Below are 17,823 nucleotides of genomic sequence, written 5' to 3'. Positions count from 1 at the left end.
CCGGTGAATATCGTCGAGAGCATTGCCCGCGGGGTGGACATGTTCGACTGCGTCATGCCGACGCGCAACGGACGCAACGCCATGGTGTTCACGAAGGACGGCCCTCTGACGATCAAGAAGGAGCGCTTCCTGCATGAATTCGTCCCGATCGAAGCCGACTGCGAATGCTACGCTTGCGGCAATTTCACGCGGGCCTATGTGAGCAATCTGTTCCGGACCAGCGAGATACTCGGGCTGCAGCTGGCCTCGGTGCACAACCTGGCATTTTATCTGCAATTGACGCGCGATGCGCGAAGTGCTATCTTACAAGACTGTTTCGGAGAGTGGAAAGACGCCTTCGTGCGCCGCTATCACACCGGATCAGGCAAGGTCGCTACACACATTTGATTGAACAGGAGTACTCCGGTGATTGAAACGATTCTCGCAATGGCGCCGCAGGACGGATCCGGCGGCGGTCAGAGCATGGTCAGCACGCTGGTCTTTTTTGCACTGATTTTCGTCGTCTTTTATTTCATGATTCTGCGTCCCCAGCAGAAGCGCGCAAAAGAGCGCCAGAAAATGCTCGACAGCCTTAAGAAGGGCGACAAGGTCGTCACTTCCGGCGGCATGCACGGCAAGGTTGTGAATGTTGAAGACGCCATCGTGCTGCTTGACGTTGGCGACAATATCAAGCTGAAGTTCGACCGCAGCGCCATCAATGTCATCACACGCGAGGGCAGCGCCGAGTAGTCCGGGCTGAACGTCATGGCCTATCAATTCAACACCATCGAAGAAGCTATCGAAGCGATTCGGAGCGGTGAAGTGCTGATTGTCGTCGATGACGAGGACCGCGAAAACGAAGGTGACCTGGTCGTCGCTGCCGAATTTGCCACGCCCGAGGCCGTTAATTTCATGGCGACCCATGGGCGCGGTCTCATCTGTCTGGCTTTGACCGGGCAACAGGTGGACCGGCTGCAATTGCCTGCCATGACCACTTCCAACAGAGCTCGTCGATCGACTGCGTTCACGGTTTCGATCGAGGCGCGAGATGGCATTACCACCGGCATTTCTGCTTATGATCGATCCCGGACGATAATGGCCGCCACGAACCCCGGGGCTGAAGCTGCGGACGTGGTGTCGCCAGGGCACGTCTTTCCGCTTCGGGCGGCCGATGGCGGCGTTCTTGTCAGGAACGGTCATACCGAAGGGGCTATCGACTTAATGCGCCTCGCCGGACTTCAGCCCGCAGCCGCTATCTGTGAAGTCATGCGCGATGACGGTGAGATGGCCAGGCGCCCCGATCTGGAGCTTTTCGCGGCTCAACACGACTTGCCCATCCTGTCCATCAGCGATCTCGTTGCATATCGCTGCAAGACCGAGGTGCTGGTCGAGCAAGTGGCTTCGGCCGATTTGCCATCGGCTTTTTCCGGCGACGCGATGCGGGTTCATGCATTTCGTAGTCTGCTGGACGGCACCGAGCACCTGGCAATGGTCAAGGGGCCCATGACGGGAACGCCGCTGGTGCGGGTTCACTCGGAATGCCTGACGGGGGATGCTCTGGGCTCGCTGCGCTGTGATTGCGGCGCGCAACTGCAGGAGTCGTTGCGCATGATCGGCGAGTCCGGCGGCGTCCTGATCTATTTGCGAGGCCAGGAAGGCCGCGGCATTGGACTTGCCAACAAGATTCGCGCTTACGCCCTGCAGGACAAAGGCCGCGATACCGTCGAGGCCAATACCGATCTCGGTTTTGCGGCCGATACCCGCGATTACGCGATCGCCGCCCAGATCCTTCGGGCACTCGGTGTCGTCACCATCACCCTGTTGACCAACAATCCGCAAAAGGCCGAGACGCTTCGGGCAAACGGCATTGACGTGCGCGAGCAGCAATCTCTGATCATCGCCCCCAATCCGTTCAACCTCCGCTACCTGCAAACCAAGCGCGAGAAGTTGGGCCACACCCTCACCCATCAAAACTGAAAGCTGGATATGACCGATACCAATGCTTCTCCTGAACTTCGGATCGCCATCGTGGTAAGCCGCTTCAATGAGGATGTCACGAATGGGCTAGTCTCTGGCGCCCGTGCCAGCCTTGTCGATAGCGGCATCAACCTGTCGGATCGTGACATCTATTCCGCGCCCGGCGCCTTCGAAATTCCCCTGATTGCGCAGACCCTCGCCAGGACCGGCAAATATGACGGCGTGATCTGCCTGGGTTGCGTCATCAAGGGGGATACCGCCCATTTCGAATATATCAGCCAGGCGGCCAGTACCGGTTTGATGGCCGCCTCGTTGGCGACGGGTGTGCCGCTGACCTTCGGTATCCTGACGACTTATACCGACGAACAGGCAATCGTGCGCAGCCGTGACGATGCCCATAACAAGGGCCGCGAGGCCACTCTTGCCTGCCTCGAGGCAATTCAGACCCTTGCCGCCGTTAACCAGCAATCAGAGGGCACGAAGTGATCAACCTGCCAGACGATCTTCAGCTCGGCACTTCCAGCACCATACCTGCCACGCCCGAGGCTGCGCGCCTCGATCGCGTACCAAACCCCCAAGCGGATACCCAGTATTTGACGCGCTTCACCGCGCCCGAGTTTACGTCCCTCTGCCCGGTTACGGGACAGCCGGACTTTGCCCACATCGTTATCGACTTCGTTCCCAATCAATGGCTGGTCGAATCCAAGTCGCTCAAGCTCTATCTCACATCGTTCCGCAACCATGGCGCGTTTCACGAGGATTGCACCGTGGCGATTGGGCGTCGGGTCGCGGAGCTGATTGAACCGCACTGGTTGCGGATCGGCGGGTACTGGTACCCACGCGGCGGAATGCCAATTGATGTTTTCTGGCAGTATGGAACCCTACCGCCCAATGTATGGGTGCCCGAGCAAGGCGTTCCAACCTATCGCGGGCGGGGCTAAGAGACCCGAGGCCGGACCTTCTCGCCGAGCGACAAGTTGGCGAGATGGTCCAGCAATGCTTGAGCTGAAAGCTGGCTCAAGCACTGGCCTAGAACAACTGACGAAAGCCAACGGCCGCACCGGCGGCGGACGCGCCCTGTATATGGCCGGCATCAAGCCGGTATTGCAGGCCGACCTTCAGATGACCCGCTTGCAGGGGAACCTCGTAATCGATGCCAAGGTCCAGCTCCCTGGTGTTAGGAGCAAGGTCGGCACTGGACTGCCGATGCTCAATCGTTCCGTTGGCATTACGAGCGACGGGCAGCTGAAGCCCCATCGTCCCGTTCTCAATCCGCAAGGGCTGAGCGATGGAAAAGCCGAGCTGGTCATTGTCGCCAAGAACATTGTTCATTCTCGCTCCAATCTCAAAGCCAGAAAATTGGACGTCAGACAGCGATCTCACGAGACCAGATGTGGCGCCGGTCTGCTTGGCGACGCCATACTCGAGTCGGCCAAACACCTCAAAACCTGGCGCAACCATCTGGTCAATTCCCAGATGTGCCGTACCGGACGCACTACCGCTCCCCAATCCGAACGTCGCGTTTTGCCCTAGGCCCAACAGGCTACCCTGCTCACCAAGATAGCTGACGCCAAGACTGACCCGGCTGGCCTCACCGCCCCAAGCAACATTGATGCCTGTACCGGCAACTCCATTGTTGTGGCCCGCCGCGCCTTGTCCGGCAAAACCCATCGCGGTAATTGACAGCGGGCCCGCCTGCTGTGTTGACGCTACGACAATGGCGTCATGCGCGGTCGACAGCACCGAAGCGCGAGCATTAAAGGCGGTCGGCCCGGCCGTGTCGAACAACCCTGCTGCGCTGTTTACGAGCGATATCGTTCCCGTGCTGTCCGAGGCAGAAGGAAGGACACTTCGGACCTCTCGGTAGGACGGCAGCACGCCCCACGCCGGTCCCTGTACGGACGACAGCAGATCGGGGAGCATCGACGGGCGGGGCGCGGTCACGAGTGCCGACCCTTGAACCGCAAACCCCCGGTTGAGGCTGTCGAAGACGGCAATATCGGTGGTGCTCAGGGCCGAGGTCAGGCCATCGCCAAATGCTGCGGGCGTCAGGAGCACGCTTTCGGCAAGGCTGGTCCGATCGCTCGTGACCACATTGTCGCCAGAGAGGACTGCAACCGTGCCGATCGGGCTCAGGGCAGCGGCGATGTCGAGAACGCCGTGCCCCCATTCGCCCGAATAGGCATGCGTCACGCCATTGCCAAAATCGACACTGCCCGCGACCGGCACCCCCAAGGTCGAGAACCAACTGTTATCGGCGCTCGCAAGCAGGCGCTTGGCCCATTCGTCCGCGGTGAGGTCTGGAAAGGCCTCGGCCAGGAGAGCCACGGCGCCAGCAATCTGGGGCGCAACATAGGACGTGCCCGTACCTGCCGAGTAACTGGTATCCGACGTCGCATTGGCCGCAGTGGTGGTACCGTCTCCGGCAATGCAGAAGCGGGCAGCCAGACCGCAAGGAGCCGATAGCCTGATGGCCCTGCTGATGTCGCCGGTCGGGTTGACTTCGAAATACCCGTTGGCGGCAGCGATCCAGGCGCCCTGCAGACGAGTGTCAAAGTAGGGCAAGGTGGCCATCACATCGCCTGAGGCCATGGTCTCATCGTTCGACAGTGCCCAGACAACCACGCCGCCATTCTCGAAGGTGTTGAGGGCATCGAGATAGGCCTGCCACCTGCTAGTGCCGTAGTTGGCAATAACGGTATTCAGCCCCTGGGCCACGCTCTGGTTAGGATTGGCTGCACCTGGAGTGTAGAGGCGGCGACGTTGAACCCCCACGAATTGTTCTGTGCAACGGCGCCGAGCGTGGCGGCATTGAGGGTGCCGAGGGTAACGTTGGTGATGTCAAGTGTGCTGGCTCCGCTAGAATTGAGCGCGGTGAGGTGGAGGTTGGCGCCGGGGGCCACGCCATGCATGCCCATGCCTTCCCTCACGCCGGCAATCAGGGATGCCACATGCGTGCCGTGGTCAGCTACCGGCAAGGTCCCCGTCTGGTGGATGGTCTTCCCTGCAAACTCTTGATGGGTCACCCGGAACCCCGTGTCTACCACAGCCACCAATTTGTTGACGCCCGTGAGCCCCGAGGACAGCGCCGTATGCAAATTGTGTAGCTCAAAGGCCCGGGACTGGTTTGTCGCCAACGGGCCAGAGGCGGCGCAACCGACATAGATGCAGTTGGCGTCCGCGTTGCGGAATTCCGCGGATGCCAGAATCTGTGCTGCCCGCACTGGATCAAAAGTTACGCCACGAGAAGCCCAGGTCGCGGGAGGTGGTGCTGGCGGCGTCGGGGCCGGCATACCGATCGGCGTCTGACTGGGGGGGCCGTCACCGCCTGAACAGCCGGCCATTACTGTTGCGAGCACGAACGCGAGCGCCAAGAAGCGCGATTCGGAAAAATGAAACATTCGCACCAAGCGATCCATTCAGAGTAGAGTGTGCCCCAGGACGCTACGGCTGGCTGGCTTTAACACAGCGAAGGGGCGACCTATAATCACAAGTGCTTAGTATTCGTGGTTTGGGTCTCGTGTCGGTGCGACCGAAAGTTGAGGGTAGGCAGGGAAAACGCTGCGGATCAAGCTCCGCATGCAAAAGAAATTATGCCTGATCCAGATTTGGGGTTATCGCGGTCCAAGCCAGGCAGATTGTGGCTCTGATTCATGCCATTGTCAGGGCAGGTACCGCCGCCAAATCGGAGCTTCACCCCATGCCCGAAATCTCCGCCGCGCCGACGGCTGCGTTCCATTTTTTGTTGGATCGGCAGGCACTATCCCGGCTTTGGCACGAAGTCGGCCAGATATCGAACCGACGTTCCCGCTGAGGGATTAGCCGATCTCGCCGAGTGTTTAGCCTCTGCTTCAAACACTACCTCAGCGTTCATACCCACCTCGCTTGCAATCTGGGCCAGAAGCATGGCTGCCAGCGTCGCTTCGCAATGCGTCGTGTAAGGACCGTGCGTTTGGGTCTGATGGATCACCTGCCAGCCACACGCCAACGGCGAGGCGAGAAACCTGTCACGGACCATCGAGACCCCCTTAGCCGCCGGCGATCGCAAGCGGGACGGCCCCTACCTCGCGCGTTGCAATGCGGTCCGGCAGAATCTGGCGACGCAATTCCAAAGCGTCCCACACTTGGATCAAGGCATGGCAGAGGGCGGCTACCATAGCATCATCATGAAGTGGCGAGGGCGTTATACGAAGCCGTTCGGCGCCCTTAGGGACCGTCGGGTAATTGATCGGTTGAATGTAGATACCGTGCTTTTCGAGCAGCATATCGCTCGCTGCCTTGCAGAGCCGAGCGTCGCCGACCATCAGAGGCACAATATGGGTGCTGGTGGGCATCACTGGGAGCCCGGCATGGATAAGAGCAATTTTAGTCAGTTGCACTTGTCGCTGGTGTTGGGTGCGCTCTACCGCTGAAGCTTTCAGATGCTCGATCGAGGTCCGTGCCGCAGCGCAAAGCGCGGGTGGCAGGGCGGTGGTGAAGATGAATTCGGGCGCATACGAGCGCACCGCATCAATGAGGGCGCCATTGCCTGTAATGTAGCCACCCATGACGCCGAAGCCCTTGGCAAGGGTACCCTCCACGATATCAATGCGTTCCATCTGCCCATCGCGCTCGGCGATGCCAGCGCCGCGAGGACCGTACATTCCGACCGCGTGGACTTCGTCGATGTAGGTGAGGGCGCCGAACTCTTCGGCCAGATCGCAAATGGCCGCAATCGGCGCCACGTCGCCATCCATCGAGTAGACAGACTCGAAACAGATGAGCTTGGGGCGAGTGCGATCTGTCCGCTGCAGAAGCTCTCGCAGATGCCCGAGGTTGTTATGCCGAAAAATCTGCTTCTGTGCGCCCGATTGGCGCACGCCCTGTATCATTGAGGCATGATTGAGCTGATCGGAGAAAATGATGCAGTCGGGCAGAAGGCGCGCAATGGTCGAAATGGCTGCTTCATTGGAGACAAAGCCTGAGGTGAATACCAGCGCGGCTTCCTTGCGGTGCAAGTCGGCAAGCGAACGCTCAAGCTCGACCAGCGGACGATTGGTCCCCGAGATATTGCGAGTGCCACCGGCGCCGACGCCCAGCCGCCCAGCCGCTTCCTGCATGGACGAGATAACCTTTTCGTTCTGGCCCATCCCCAGATAGTCGTTGGAGCACCAGATGGTGATCTCCCGAGCATTGTCAGCGGCATCCCGATAGATGGCGCGCGGGAAGCGTCCGGCAATGCGTTCCAGATCGGCAAAGACCCGGTATCGCCTTTCTTGCCGCAATGTGTCGACGGCGTCTTGGAAAATTGCTCGATAATCCACTTGCCTCTCCCCCTGACCTCGAGTTGCCCCCGTGGATTCAACTCGGCAAACCAATCTAACCCACGGCACCAAGCCAGGGTATCGACCAAGGTCCACCTAAGGTGGTGCTCATAGTCCATTGTTGTGCCCCTGCACGTGATTTGGCCGACCGACCCGCTGACCAGTGGCTGCTAGCCGGAATCCTCTATCTGATGCCGGACTTGGCCTCGCAATTGTCCATCGCCGGCGGTCGCTAGTGGGTCTACCCAGCTCCGAAGCTTCGCTGCAACGGGCCGATTGGCCCTGGCTGGCTTTCCCTGACAACGGCATCCTCGGGGTCACTACTGCTCAACCTCGAGGGTCTCGCCACCATGGTGATCGCCTGGCTGGTTTTCTGGGAGAACGCCAACCGGAAGCTGATCCTTGGCGCAGGATCCATTTTGGCCGGCGCGATCCTGCTGTCTTGGACCTTCGAGGGTTGCACGACGATTACCACCAGCACGCCCACGACGGCCCGGTGACCCAGCCGCACTCCCACTGGCACCGCCACGGGCCGTTCCGACACAGTCGGAGCACTATCGGGACCCCACCACCAGCACAGCCACAGCCGACTTGGGTCAGGTTGCCTCGACCGGCCGGCCCGCCGCTCGCCACTCGGGCAGCCCGTCGCGAAATCGCCCAACCCTAGGCAGTTACCGGGTATTGCGAGTACCGCGCTGGACGACGATCTCCGCGCGGATTCGCATAATATCGATTGTGGAATGACTGGCGTGGGACAGGTAGCGATTCAGTCCTTTTGACGATGGTCTCCCAGACATCAGCTCAGCGCTGGTCGCCGCGCGGCATGCCCCTACCTGCGGACACGCTTCTCTTACCCGTCGTGCAATGGCTCAGGCATGTTTAGGCACCACGCATCACCACCGGAACGGTAGAATGAAAAACGTTTTGCAAAAGGCTTTGCAAAACGTTTTGCCTTCGCTATTGGTAATCCATGGTCAAGATTCAAGAAGTCGCGAAACTCGCTGGCGTGTCGCTCACCACGGTGTCGCACGTCATCAACCATCGCGATCGCGTTTCGCCGGTCATGCGCGCCAAGGTCGAAGAAGCGATCGAGAAGCTAGGCTATGTGCCCAACCGGCAGGCGCAGTCGCTGCGCACGGGCCGGACCAAAGTCATCGCCATAATGATCCCCGATATTTGCGCGCCCTATTATACCGAGATGGTCCGGGCGATGCAGACTGCTCTGGTCGATGACGGCGTCGACGCCTTGATCTACAACACCGACGTGCCTGGCGGGCACTCCGAGGATCACGGGCACACGTATCTCAAGCAGATCAAGACCAAGGGCGTCGATGGTCTGATCGTGGCGGACGCTGCCTTGCATCGCATCCAGCACGAACTCGCCGATGTGAAGATTCCCACCGTCTTCATCGGCAACCTGCCGAGCAAGGCCATCGACAGCATCGAGCAGGACAATTTCGCCAGCGCCTACCGTATGGGTGAATATCTGGTCTCCAAAGGGCATCGGCGGATAGCCCATGTCACCGGTCCATCCTTCTTCAACATGTCCATGCTGCGTCAGGCCGGTTTCGAACGGGCCCTGAAGGACGCCGGGGTCGACGTCTCGGACGAGTTGCGTTTCGAGGGGTCCTTCCTGCCTCCCTCTGGATACGAAGCTGTGGACTGGCTGTTAGAAACGCATGGCGACAAACTGCCGAGCGCCATCTTCTTTGCCGGCTCGCGCATGGCCAGGGCAGCGCTCGCTGCATTTTCCGATCGAGGCGTTTCGGTGCCTCGGGACATCGCCGTCGCTTCATACGACATTTACGAGGAATTGGTCGACCTGCGCCCGCGCCTGACGACAATCGGGGTCAGCCCGAGCGATCTGGGCTGCGGCGCGATCGAGCTGCTTAATGAGCGGGTAGCCGGCTTTGACGGTCCACCACGACAGGTAGTGCTGCCGGCATCGCTCGAGGTTCACGCAACAGCCTGAGGAGCACGACCGAGGAGGGTCACCACGCACGACGACCAAAGCCTTAAAACCAATAAGTAACGGCACACATTAGGGAGGAGAGACCCATGCGGTCCATAACCCAGCGCTACGGCGCTCTGGGCGTACTGCTTGTCGCTGCCATGACAAGCACCGCTTCTACGACAGTCGCGCAGGACGTTGCGCGTGAAGATCAGTTGATCTTCGAGAACATTTCCGAGCGCGTCACCACACCGGAAAACTACAACCCGTTCCTGCCGAGCACGTTGCAACATGCCGGTCTTCAGCAGGTCGGCTTCGAGTCCCTCTTTTACTACAATTACGAGACCGGCGAAATGGTCCCGTGGCTGGCTAGAGGCTATCAGTTCAATGACGCTTTCGACGAGGTGACGATCGACCTGCAGCCCGAGGCGAAGTGGAGCGACGGCACCCCGTTCACGGCGGACGACGTCGTGTACACCATGAACATGCTGAAGGATAATTCGCCTGCTCTCGGCGGCAATTCGGTCAATGCCAAGACGTGGGTAGAGGATATCGTCGCCGTCGACCCGCATACGGTCAAGCTCACGCTGACCTCGGCCAATCCGCGCTATATGCTGGATGCGTTCGGCGTGCGCATCTACGGCACCACCATGATTCTGCCCAAGCATATCTGGGAAACCCAAGACCCGCAGACCTTCACCAATTACGACATCGCCAAGGGCTGGCCGGTTTCGACCTCTCCCTACCAGTTGATCTCGTCGACCACGACCGAGACGGTTTGGCAGCGTCGTGACGATTGGTGGGGCGCTGCCAGCGGTTTCCACACGCTTCCCGAACCTTTGCAGGTCGTGTTCAAGACCGCCGGCAGCGAGGAACGCCGTGCCGCCATGGCGGGCAACAACGAGCTGGACTCAGTGTGGGTATTGGGTCGTGACAACTTCGAGCAGGTCGTTGCCAACAACAAGGACGTCTTCTCGTGGTTCCCGGAGGCGCCCTATGCCTATCTCGATCCATGCCCGCGCTACATGGCGTTCAATACGACGCAGGCGCCGTTCGACGATCCTCAACTGCGCTGGGCTATTTCGGAGGCCCTCAACCGCGATGCCATCGTCGATATCGCCTGGGAAAACCTGACGGTTCCAGCCAAGTGGATGACGCCTGACTACCCGCCTTTCGCGTCCTACATGGAGAATGCTGCAGACCTGTTCAGCCAGTACGACACGCTGGCCTATGACGTCGACAAATCGGCAGCGACGATGGAGGCAGCCGGTTACACCAAAAGCGGCGAGTTCTGGCAGGACAAAGAAGGCAATCCCATCACCATCGATCTGGTGATCCGACAGGGTGAAGCCGACCAGACCCGCATGGCTCCCGTTGTCACCACACTGCTGCAGCGCGCCGGCTTCGATGCCAACTTCGTGCTGTCCGACATTGCTGCCTTCTCCGATGCCCTCAATACCGGCCGTGCCGATGCTTGGCTCGACGTGTCGTGTGGTGGCATCTCGGATCCATACGGTACGCTGGAGCTCTACCACAGCCGCCATGCCGCCCCCATGGGCGAGGTAGCGACCGGCGCTCGCACACGTTGGTCCAACGAAGCCTACGACGCCATCGTCGACGAGATGGCCGTCACGGCTGCGGACGACCCGAAGATGCAGGAGCTATTCCACGAAGCCCTGGCGATCTGGCTGCCCGAGATGCCGGCGATCCCGCTCGTCCAGGCCGCGCTGCTGACGAGCTTCAACGGCCACTACTGGGACAACTTCCCCACTTCGCAGAACAACTATGTCCATCCCGGTTTCTGGTGGGCGACCGATCTCCTGATCGTGGCTGAAGTTCACAAGAAGCAACCGTAGCGATCGAAAACCGCCGCCGGTGCTCACCCACCGGCGGCCTTCACCCGTACCCTCTGGAGTAGGGCTATGACCTGGGGCTATGTGTTCCGGCGGCTGGCGATGTTTTTCGCTGTCGTCCTTGCGGCGACGACCATCAATTTCATCGTTCCCCGCCTGGCGCCGGGAGATCCAACGGCTGCCGTGCTCGAACAGCTGCTGTCCCGCGGACAGCAGGTGGAAGGCGCTCAGGATATCGTGGACAACTATCGTGCGCGGTTCGGCCTCGACGATCCGATGCTCGTGCAATACGGGCGCTACCTGTTCAATTCCTTGAGGCTCGATCTGGGGAGTTCGATCTCGTATTTCCCGCAAAGTGTGACCAGCGCCATCCTTGCCGCGTTGCCCTGGACCATTGCCCTGCTCTCGGTATCGACGGTCATCGCCTTCGGTCTCGGCAGCCTGATCGGTGCCCTGCTGGCCTGGCCTGGCTCGCCGCGCGCCGTGCATCGGCTGGCACCGTTCCTCATGGTGCTTTCGGCGATTCCCTACTATCTGCTGGCGCTCATTGTCCTCTACCTGCTCGCCATATGGACGGGCTGGTTCCCGCTTGGCGGCGCCTACTCGGTCTTTCCCAACGGCTTCTCGCTGCCGGTGCTTTGGGACCTGGCTTATCACGCCTTCCTGCCTGCGCTCTCCATCGTGCTGGCCGGCCTCGGTTTCTGGGCCTTGGGTATGCGTGGCGCCATGATCAACGTGCTAGGCGAGGACTACCTGGCTTTGGCCGAGGCCAAGGGCCTCACCAAGCGCCGCATCTTCTTCAAATACGCCATGCGCAATGCGATGCTTCCCCAGGTTACCGCACTCGCCATCGCTCTTGGTACCGCCGCATCGGGCTCGGTGTTGGTTGAAGTCGCCTTCAATTACCCTGGCATCGGCTACCTTCTCTACAACGCCTTGCGCAGCTCGGACTACTTCCTCATCCAGGGTGTCGCCTTCTTCCTGGTCATCACGGTCGCCTTCGCAGTGCTGGTCCTCGACCTGCTCTATCCCCTTCTCGATCCGCGCATCCAGAGGCTCTGAACATGCATTCCCTCCTGCGCAACACCCGGGCGGCACTGGCCTATCTCGGTACCAATCCCAAGATGATCGCCGGCCTGGCAATCCTGTTGCTGCTGCTGCTCATCGGGGTGATCGGTCCTCTCTTCGTCGACATACGCACGGCCGAGCCGATCTCGGTTCGCACCAACCAGCCACCGTCTGCCGAGCATTGGCTGGGCACGGACAGCGGTGGCCGCGAACTGCTGGCCGTGATCATCGCCGGCACGCCGCAGACGTTGCGCATGGGCGTGCTGGCGGGTGTCATCGGCACCGCCGTCGGTGTCATGCTGGGCCTGTTCTCGGGCTATTTTGGGGGCTGGTGGGACCGGATTATCAGCGCCGTCACCGACACCATGCTGACCATTCCGCCGTTGGCCATCCTTCTGGTCGTCGCGTCATCGGTACGCGCGGTCAACGTGGAGATGATGGCGCTGATCATCGCGGCGCTGTCATGGATGCATGCCACGCGTGTCATCCGGGCGCAGGTCCTTGCCCTGCGCGAACTGGGCTATGTGCAGATGGCCCGCCTGTCCGGTCTGGGCAGCTTCTCCATCATCTTCCGGGAAATCTTTCCCAACGTCATCCCGATCGCCTTCGCCTCGCTGGTCGGCGCCACGTCCGGCGCCATCCTGTCCGGCATGGGGCTCGAAGTCCTGGGTCTCGGCCCGCAGAACACCCCGACTTTGGGCATGACCGTCTACTGGGCACTGCTATACGCCGCCTTCAGCCGCGGCATGTGGTGGTGGTGGGGGCCCCCGGTTATCATCCTGGCGCTGCTGTTCATCGCACTCTTCCTGATCGCCAGCGCTCTCGACGACTTCGCTAATCCGCGCTTGAGGAGCCAGTCATGAGCGACACGGTTCTCAAGGTCTCCGATCTCACCGTGGAATACCCGATGGCCCGAGGCTCATTCTTCGCCACCCGCGATGTCGGCTTCTCGCTGCAGCGTGGCGAGCGGTTCGGGCTTGTCGGGGAATCGGGATCGGGTAAGTCAACAACCATCCTGGCGCTGATGCGCATGCTCAAGGGCGGGCTGGTCAGCAGCGGCAGTCTCGAGCTCAACGGACGCGAACTGACCACGCTCGACGACGAGGAATACCGCAAACTGCGCTTTGCCGAAATGTCGCTGGTGCCGCAGGGCGCCATGAATTCGCTCAATCCGGTGCTGCGGGTCGGCGCGCAGATCGCCGATATCTACGACGATCACGGCATCCATCACGGCCGGTCCGAACGCGAGGGGATCATCGGCGACCTGCTGTCGCGCGTCGGCCTCGCGCCCGAGGTGCAGCGGCGCTATCCCCATGAACTGTCGGGCGGCATGAAGCAGCGCGTCTGCATCGCCATGTCCATAGCGCTGAAACCAAGCCTGATCCTGGCCGACGAGCCGACTAGCGCTTTGGACGTCATGGTGCAAAAGCAGGTGCTCGCCACGCTGGGCCGGGTGCAGCGCGACATCGGGGCGGCGATCATCCTGATCGGCCATGACATGGCGCTGATGGCCCATTTCGTGACGACGTTGGGGGTCATGTATCGCGGCGAACTGATCGAGGTCGGTCCGGTGCGTGAAATCTTCGCCAATCCCCAGCACGACTATACCCGCATGCTGATCAACTCCCTGCCGTCCTTCGACCGCCAGGCGCGCTTTATCAAGGCCGGCGCCCAGGAGGCTTTCAATTGAGCAAGCTTCTCGAAATATCCGGCGCCGACGTCGTCTACCAGCTTGGCCTCAACAAGACCAAGACGGCATTGCATGATGTCTCTCTGGCCGTAGGAGGAGAAAGGCCCTCAATCACCGCGGTGGTGGGCGAGAGCGGCAGCGGCAAGTCCACGTTGATCCGGCTACTGCTTGGACTGCAACCGCCATCGCGCGGCAGCGTGCGTTACGATGGCGCCGAAGTCGGCAGGCTGGGGCGCACCGGCCAGCGCACATTCCGCCGCGAAGTCCAGGCGATCTTCCAAGACCCGTTCTCCGTCTACAACCCGTTCTATCGTGTCGACCACGCCTTGATGACGCCGGTGCGGGCCTTTGGCCTGGTGAAGTCTCGCGATGAGGGTTACGCCCGCATCGAGGCCACCCTTGAGCGGGTCGGTCTCAAGCCGGAGGAAACCCTTGGAAAGTATCCCCACCAGCTCTCGGGCGGACAACGCCAACGCGTGATGATCGCGAGGGCGCTGCTGCTCGATCCGCAGATAATCCTGGCGGACGAACCGGTGTCGATGGTCGATGCGTCCCTCCGATCAACGATCCTCGAGATTCTATTCGGCCTCAACCGCGATCTCGGTATTTCGCTGATCTACGTAACCCACGATCTCGCCACCGCCTATCAGGTGGCCGATACGATCGTCGTTCTGCATGGCGGCCACATCCTCGAGGTCGGTGACCCCGATGCGGTCATCCACCACCCCCAGCACCCCTATACTAAGGCACTGATCGAGGCCGTTCCCTCACCCGATCCGGACCAGGACTGGAACCTCGAGGCCGAGCCTCCTTCGCCCTCCGCCTTCCTGCCCACGGGTCCCATCGGGCTCTACCATACCGAACCGCTGCGTGCCGTTGCCCTGCCTTTGCGTCCAGGCGAGACGCCCACGACGGCCGCGGCTGTGCAACTGGCCATCATGGCGGCCCGCCCTTCCTTCCAATTCCAAACCAACCAATAAGCGCGCAAGCGCAGAGAGGAATACTATGACTGGTTTCAACGGCCTGGGCATGCATCTGGGCAACCTGTCCCGGCTGTCAGACGCAAGGACCCGATCTATCTCCGCCGAGAATTTTGATGGCGCGAAGGGCGGTGCCTGCATGGCGACTGAGGGTACGGGTGCCCAGGCAGCGCGCGATCTGGGCAAGGGCTGGAAGATATCGCCCTCCATCCGTATCGAGCCCGGCGAGACCCGTACCATTGCTGACATCGAGGGGCCCGGCGCCATCCAGCATATCTGGATGACGCCCACAGGCAACTGGCGCTTCACCATCCTCCGCATCTACTGGGATGGCAGCGACATCCCCTCCGTCGAGTGCCCCGTTGGCGATTTCTTCGGCTCGGGTTGGGGCGAGTTTGCGCAGATGTCGGCGCTGCCGATGTGCGTCAATCCAGGCAGTGCCTTCAACAGCTACTGGGAGATGCCGTTCCGCAAGAACTGCCGCATCACCATGACCAACATCGCCGAAGAGCAGATGACGCTCTACTACCAGATCAACTACACGCTGACCGAGGTGCCAGAAGACTGCGCCTACTTCCACGCGCATTTCCGCCGTACCAATCCCATCCCCTACAAGACAGATTATACCGTGATCGACGGGATTGAGGGAAAAGGCCACTTTGTCGGGCTGTACATGGCCTGGGGCCAGAACAACAACGGCTGGTGGGGCGAGGGCGAGGTCAAGTTCTTCATGGACGGTGACAGTGAGTATCCCACCATTGCCTCGACCGGTCTCGAAGACTACTTCTGCGGCTCCTACAACTTCGACCCGACACCCAAGCACGACAAGGCATATGTCACTTATACGACGCCTTATGCCGGGTTTCATCAGGTCGTTCGGCCCACGTCGGACTACAAAACGCAGTTCCGCATGGGCATGTATCGGTTCCATGTCATGGACCCGATCCGTTTCGAGAGCGATCTCAAGGTCACGGTGCAGGCGCTGGGCTGGGGATACAACGGCCGCTGGCTGCCCATGCAGGATGACGTCGCGTCGGTGGCCTATTGGTATCAGACCCTGCCTGCGCCCACGCTGCAGCCGATACCGGATCGCGAATTCCTGCTGATCGTCTAATCGCGCGTGCCACAACGATGGCACAACAGCGCTCCAGGGTGGACCTCCCGCCGACCCTGCCTACGAGCCGCCCTGACCGGCGGCTCGTTTTTCGTCTCTGCGAAAGGATAGATCCATGTCCGAGATGTACCGCCCAAGCCTCCACTTCTCGCCGAAGCGCGGGTGGATGAATGACCCAAACGGCATGATCAAGGTCGATGGCGTCTATCATCTGTTCTACCAGCATGATCCCGACAGCACCGACCACGGTCCCATGCATTGGGGCCACGCGCGGAGCACAGATTTGGTTACCTGGGAGGAACTGCCTGTAGCGCTCTACCCGACGGAACTCGGAACCTGCTTTTCCGGCAGCGCAGTGGAAACCGCCAAAGGGGAAGTCAGGCTTTTTTATACCGCCCATCGGCGCGTCGACGGAGAGGACTATCAGGTCCAGTGTCTCGTCCACGCCGATCCTACTCTGACGACTTATCGCCTCGATGAGCGCAACCCGGTGTTGGGCAATCCGGGCCTTGTCTGTTTCCGCGATCCCAAGGTGCTTTGGCATAAGCGAAGCGGACGCTGGATCATGGCTCTGACGCATGGACAATCGATCGGCTTTTACGCCTCGGAAGACCTCGACTCTTGGACCTTCCAAAGCAGCTTCGGCGATAGACACGGTCGCCACAGCGATGGTCCTTGGGAATGCCCGGACCTTTTCAGCATTTCGGACGACCGCGGAAACGAGCATTGGATCCTGCTGGTCGGCATCGGTTCGGGAGCCTACGCCGAAGGCTCGGGAACGCAGTATTTCGTCGGCCATTTCGACGGGACGACCTTCACCAACAGCAACCCTGCAGAGACAACACTCTGGCTGGACTATGGGCGCGATTTTTATGCCGCGCAGTCCTTTTTCGATCGCACTGGGTCGGCTCCCACGGTGGTCGGCTGGGCCAGCAATTGGCAGTACGCGCGCGACACGCCGACCCAATCCTTCCGCGGAGTCATGTCGCTGCCTCGAACACTGTCACTCGTCGATACCGGCAGCGGACTGCGCCTCGCGCAGACCCTGCCGCACAGCGTGCTCTCCGCCTTCCAGTCGACATCGGACCAAAGCACCTATCGTCGGGAGCTCGAGGTAACGCTGAGTGTCGGACAGTCCGCCGTCATCACGCTGTTCGCAGAACGCCAGCCGCACTTTACGATCACACGCGTGGCTGCGAACGAAATATCGATCACGGTTGTTCGGCGGCAAATTGCGGCGGCTCCTGCCTTTGCCCACACCTACAGGGTGTCCGGTGCCTACCCGCAGAAAGGTCCGCTGCGCCTTGAGCTATGTGTGGACCGGGGCCTGGTCGAATTTGCAACAGGTGATGGGCTGACCTGGATTACCCAACTGTTCTTTCCATCTGCGTCGGACGGGATCGAGATTGTCCAAGGATAACTTTTGCGCACACCAGCGCCGCCACTGACGGTCTCCTAGCTGCGGAAATGAAGCCGCGTCACCAATTGGGTAGCTCGCGGGGCGGGCGACGAAATGTTCATGCGCGATTCGTCGCCCTTGCCAGCCGGGAAAGCGAAGCCATTTGGATTCGCATAAAATGCGGTCTGGAACGGTGCATTGCATTCCGGTCCCTTGCCTATAGCGCCGCACCAGTCTCCCTCCCTTCCGCGATTGTGAGCTCCTTGCGGGCCCAAGCATAAGGCATTGGTGAACGGTCTACGTGGCGCCGACAATGGAGTCGGGGCCCTGGTCGGCAGCGTCGCCAGGGCAATGAAATTTTGCGGCGCGTGACGTTGCCCCCAACTTCTATCCAGCCTGAAGGAGACTCGGGCGGTTGGTTTGGCCGATTTGGCCGGGGTGAGCGACGGGGGCTGGCGCGGAGCTGGTCATTGAGCGGAGCGGCAGATCATCCCGTCGCGGGTTGAAGG

Annotated in this window: 16 protein-coding genes and 1 pseudogene; 14 read left to right on the top strand and 3 right to left on the bottom strand. The window is 60.7% G+C overall.

Annotation, left to right across the window (positions count from 1 at the left end):
• From IH615_RS20490 to queF, 5 genes are all read left to right on the top strand, one after another.
• A partial coding sequence (locus tag IH615_RS20490; RefSeq protein WP_291364903.1) for a tRNA guanosine(34) transglycosylase Tgt occupies positions 1 to 387 on the top strand: 387 nt, incomplete at its 5' end.
• 18 nt (positions 388 to 405) lie between these two features.
• On the top strand, positions 406 to 729 hold the full coding sequence (yajC, locus tag IH615_RS20485; RefSeq protein ID WP_291364902.1) for a preprotein translocase subunit YajC: 324 nt from the start codon (positions 406 to 408) through the stop codon (positions 727 to 729).
• Between the two features lie 15 nt (positions 730 to 744).
• Positions 745 to 1,956 carry a 3,4-dihydroxy-2-butanone-4-phosphate synthase gene (ribB, locus tag IH615_RS20480; RefSeq protein WP_291364901.1) on the top strand — a complete coding sequence of 404 codons (1,212 nt, stop codon included), beginning with the start codon at positions 745 to 747 and terminating at the stop codon, positions 1,954 to 1,956.
• 9 nt (positions 1,957 to 1,965) lie between these two features.
• Positions 1,966 to 2,442: a 6,7-dimethyl-8-ribityllumazine synthase gene (gene ribH / locus IH615_RS20475; protein ID WP_035085871.1), complete on the top strand. Its 477-nt coding sequence runs from the start codon at positions 1,966 to 1,968 to the stop codon at positions 2,440 to 2,442.
• Entirely contained in the window at positions 2,439 to 2,897 is a 459-nt protein-coding gene (gene queF / locus IH615_RS20470) for a preQ(1) synthase (protein WP_035085873.1), read from the top strand. The genes ribH and queF overlap by 4 nt, the downstream gene beginning before the upstream one ends.
• An 88-nt stretch (positions 2,898 to 2,985) precedes the next feature.
• On the opposite strand, the gene IH615_RS20465 is transcribed toward queF, so the two are convergent.
• The 3 genes from IH615_RS20465 to hemA form a co-directional block, all read right to left on the bottom strand.
• Positions 2,986 to 4,674 carry a S8 family serine peptidase gene (locus tag IH615_RS20465; protein WP_291364900.1) on the bottom strand — a complete coding sequence of 563 codons (1,689 nt, stop codon included), beginning with the start codon at positions 4,672 to 4,674 and terminating at the stop codon, positions 2,986 to 2,988.
• Positions 4,659 to 5,357: a S8 family serine peptidase gene (locus tag IH615_RS20460; RefSeq protein ID WP_291364899.1), complete on the bottom strand. Its 699-nt coding sequence runs from the start codon at positions 5,355 to 5,357 to the stop codon at positions 4,659 to 4,661. Before IH615_RS20460 ends, IH615_RS20465 begins: the two co-directional genes overlap by 16 nt.
• Positions 5,358 to 5,984: 627 nt before the next feature.
• Complete coding sequence (hemA, locus tag IH615_RS20455; RefSeq protein ID WP_051960917.1) at positions 5,985 to 7,259, bottom strand: 5-aminolevulinate synthase; 1,275 nt, start codon at positions 7,257 to 7,259, stop codon at positions 5,985 to 5,987.
• Between the two features lie 167 nt (positions 7,260 to 7,426).
• Between hemA and IH615_RS20450 the strand changes: the two are divergent.
• The 9 genes and pseudogenes from IH615_RS20450 to IH615_RS20410 form a co-directional block, all read left to right on the top strand.
• Positions 7,427 to 7,705: pseudogene (locus IH615_RS20450) on the top strand (EamA family transporter); the annotation flags it as partial.
• 524 nt (positions 7,706 to 8,229) lie between these two features.
• The gene (locus IH615_RS20445) at positions 8,230 to 9,231 is read left to right on the top strand and encodes a LacI family DNA-binding transcriptional regulator (RefSeq protein ID WP_291364898.1); all 1,002 of its coding nucleotides are present in this window, start codon (positions 8,230 to 8,232) and stop codon (positions 9,229 to 9,231) included.
• 86 nt (positions 9,232 to 9,317) lie between these two features.
• Complete coding sequence (locus IH615_RS20440; RefSeq protein WP_291364896.1) at positions 9,318 to 11,066, top strand: ABC transporter substrate-binding protein; 1,749 nt, start codon at positions 9,318 to 9,320, stop codon at positions 11,064 to 11,066.
• A 66-nt stretch (positions 11,067 to 11,132) separates the two neighbouring features.
• Positions 11,133 to 12,125 (top strand): ABC transporter permease, encoded by a 993-nt coding sequence (locus tag IH615_RS20435; protein WP_291364894.1) that lies wholly within the window; start codon positions 11,133 to 11,135, stop codon positions 12,123 to 12,125.
• A gap of 2 nt (positions 12,126 to 12,127) precedes the next feature.
• The gene (locus IH615_RS20430) at positions 12,128 to 12,994 is read left to right on the top strand and encodes an ABC transporter permease (protein ID WP_291364892.1); all 867 of its coding nucleotides are present in this window, start codon (positions 12,128 to 12,130) and stop codon (positions 12,992 to 12,994) included.
• Positions 12,991 to 13,821, top strand: coding sequence for an ABC transporter ATP-binding protein (locus IH615_RS20425; RefSeq protein ID WP_291364890.1), 831 nt, complete (start codon positions 12,991 to 12,993; stop codon positions 13,819 to 13,821). The genes IH615_RS20430 and IH615_RS20425 overlap by 4 nt, the downstream gene beginning before the upstream one ends.
• Positions 13,818 to 14,801, top strand: a complete 984-nt coding sequence (locus IH615_RS20420; RefSeq protein WP_291364888.1) for an ATP-binding cassette domain-containing protein — start codon at positions 13,818 to 13,820, stop codon at positions 14,799 to 14,801. The genes IH615_RS20425 and IH615_RS20420 overlap by 4 nt, the downstream gene beginning before the upstream one ends.
• A 25-nt stretch (positions 14,802 to 14,826) precedes the next feature.
• The gene (locus IH615_RS20415; RefSeq protein WP_291364886.1) at positions 14,827 to 15,915 is read left to right on the top strand and encodes a glycoside hydrolase family 172 protein; all 1,089 of its coding nucleotides are present in this window, start codon (positions 14,827 to 14,829) and stop codon (positions 15,913 to 15,915) included.
• Between the two features lie 115 nt (positions 15,916 to 16,030).
• On the top strand, positions 16,031 to 17,335 hold the full coding sequence (locus tag IH615_RS20410; RefSeq protein WP_291364884.1) for a glycoside hydrolase family 32 protein: 1,305 nt from the start codon (positions 16,031 to 16,033) through the stop codon (positions 17,333 to 17,335).
• The last annotated feature ends 488 nt before the right edge of the window (positions 17,336 to 17,823 follow it).

Origin of the sequence: Devosia sp. (assembly GCF_014860165.1) — a bacterium.
GTDB lineage: Bacteria > Pseudomonadota > Alphaproteobacteria > Rhizobiales > Devosiaceae > Devosia.
Note: the sequence above shows the minus strand (reverse complement) of the source record. Positions and strands in the feature narration are given on the sequence as shown.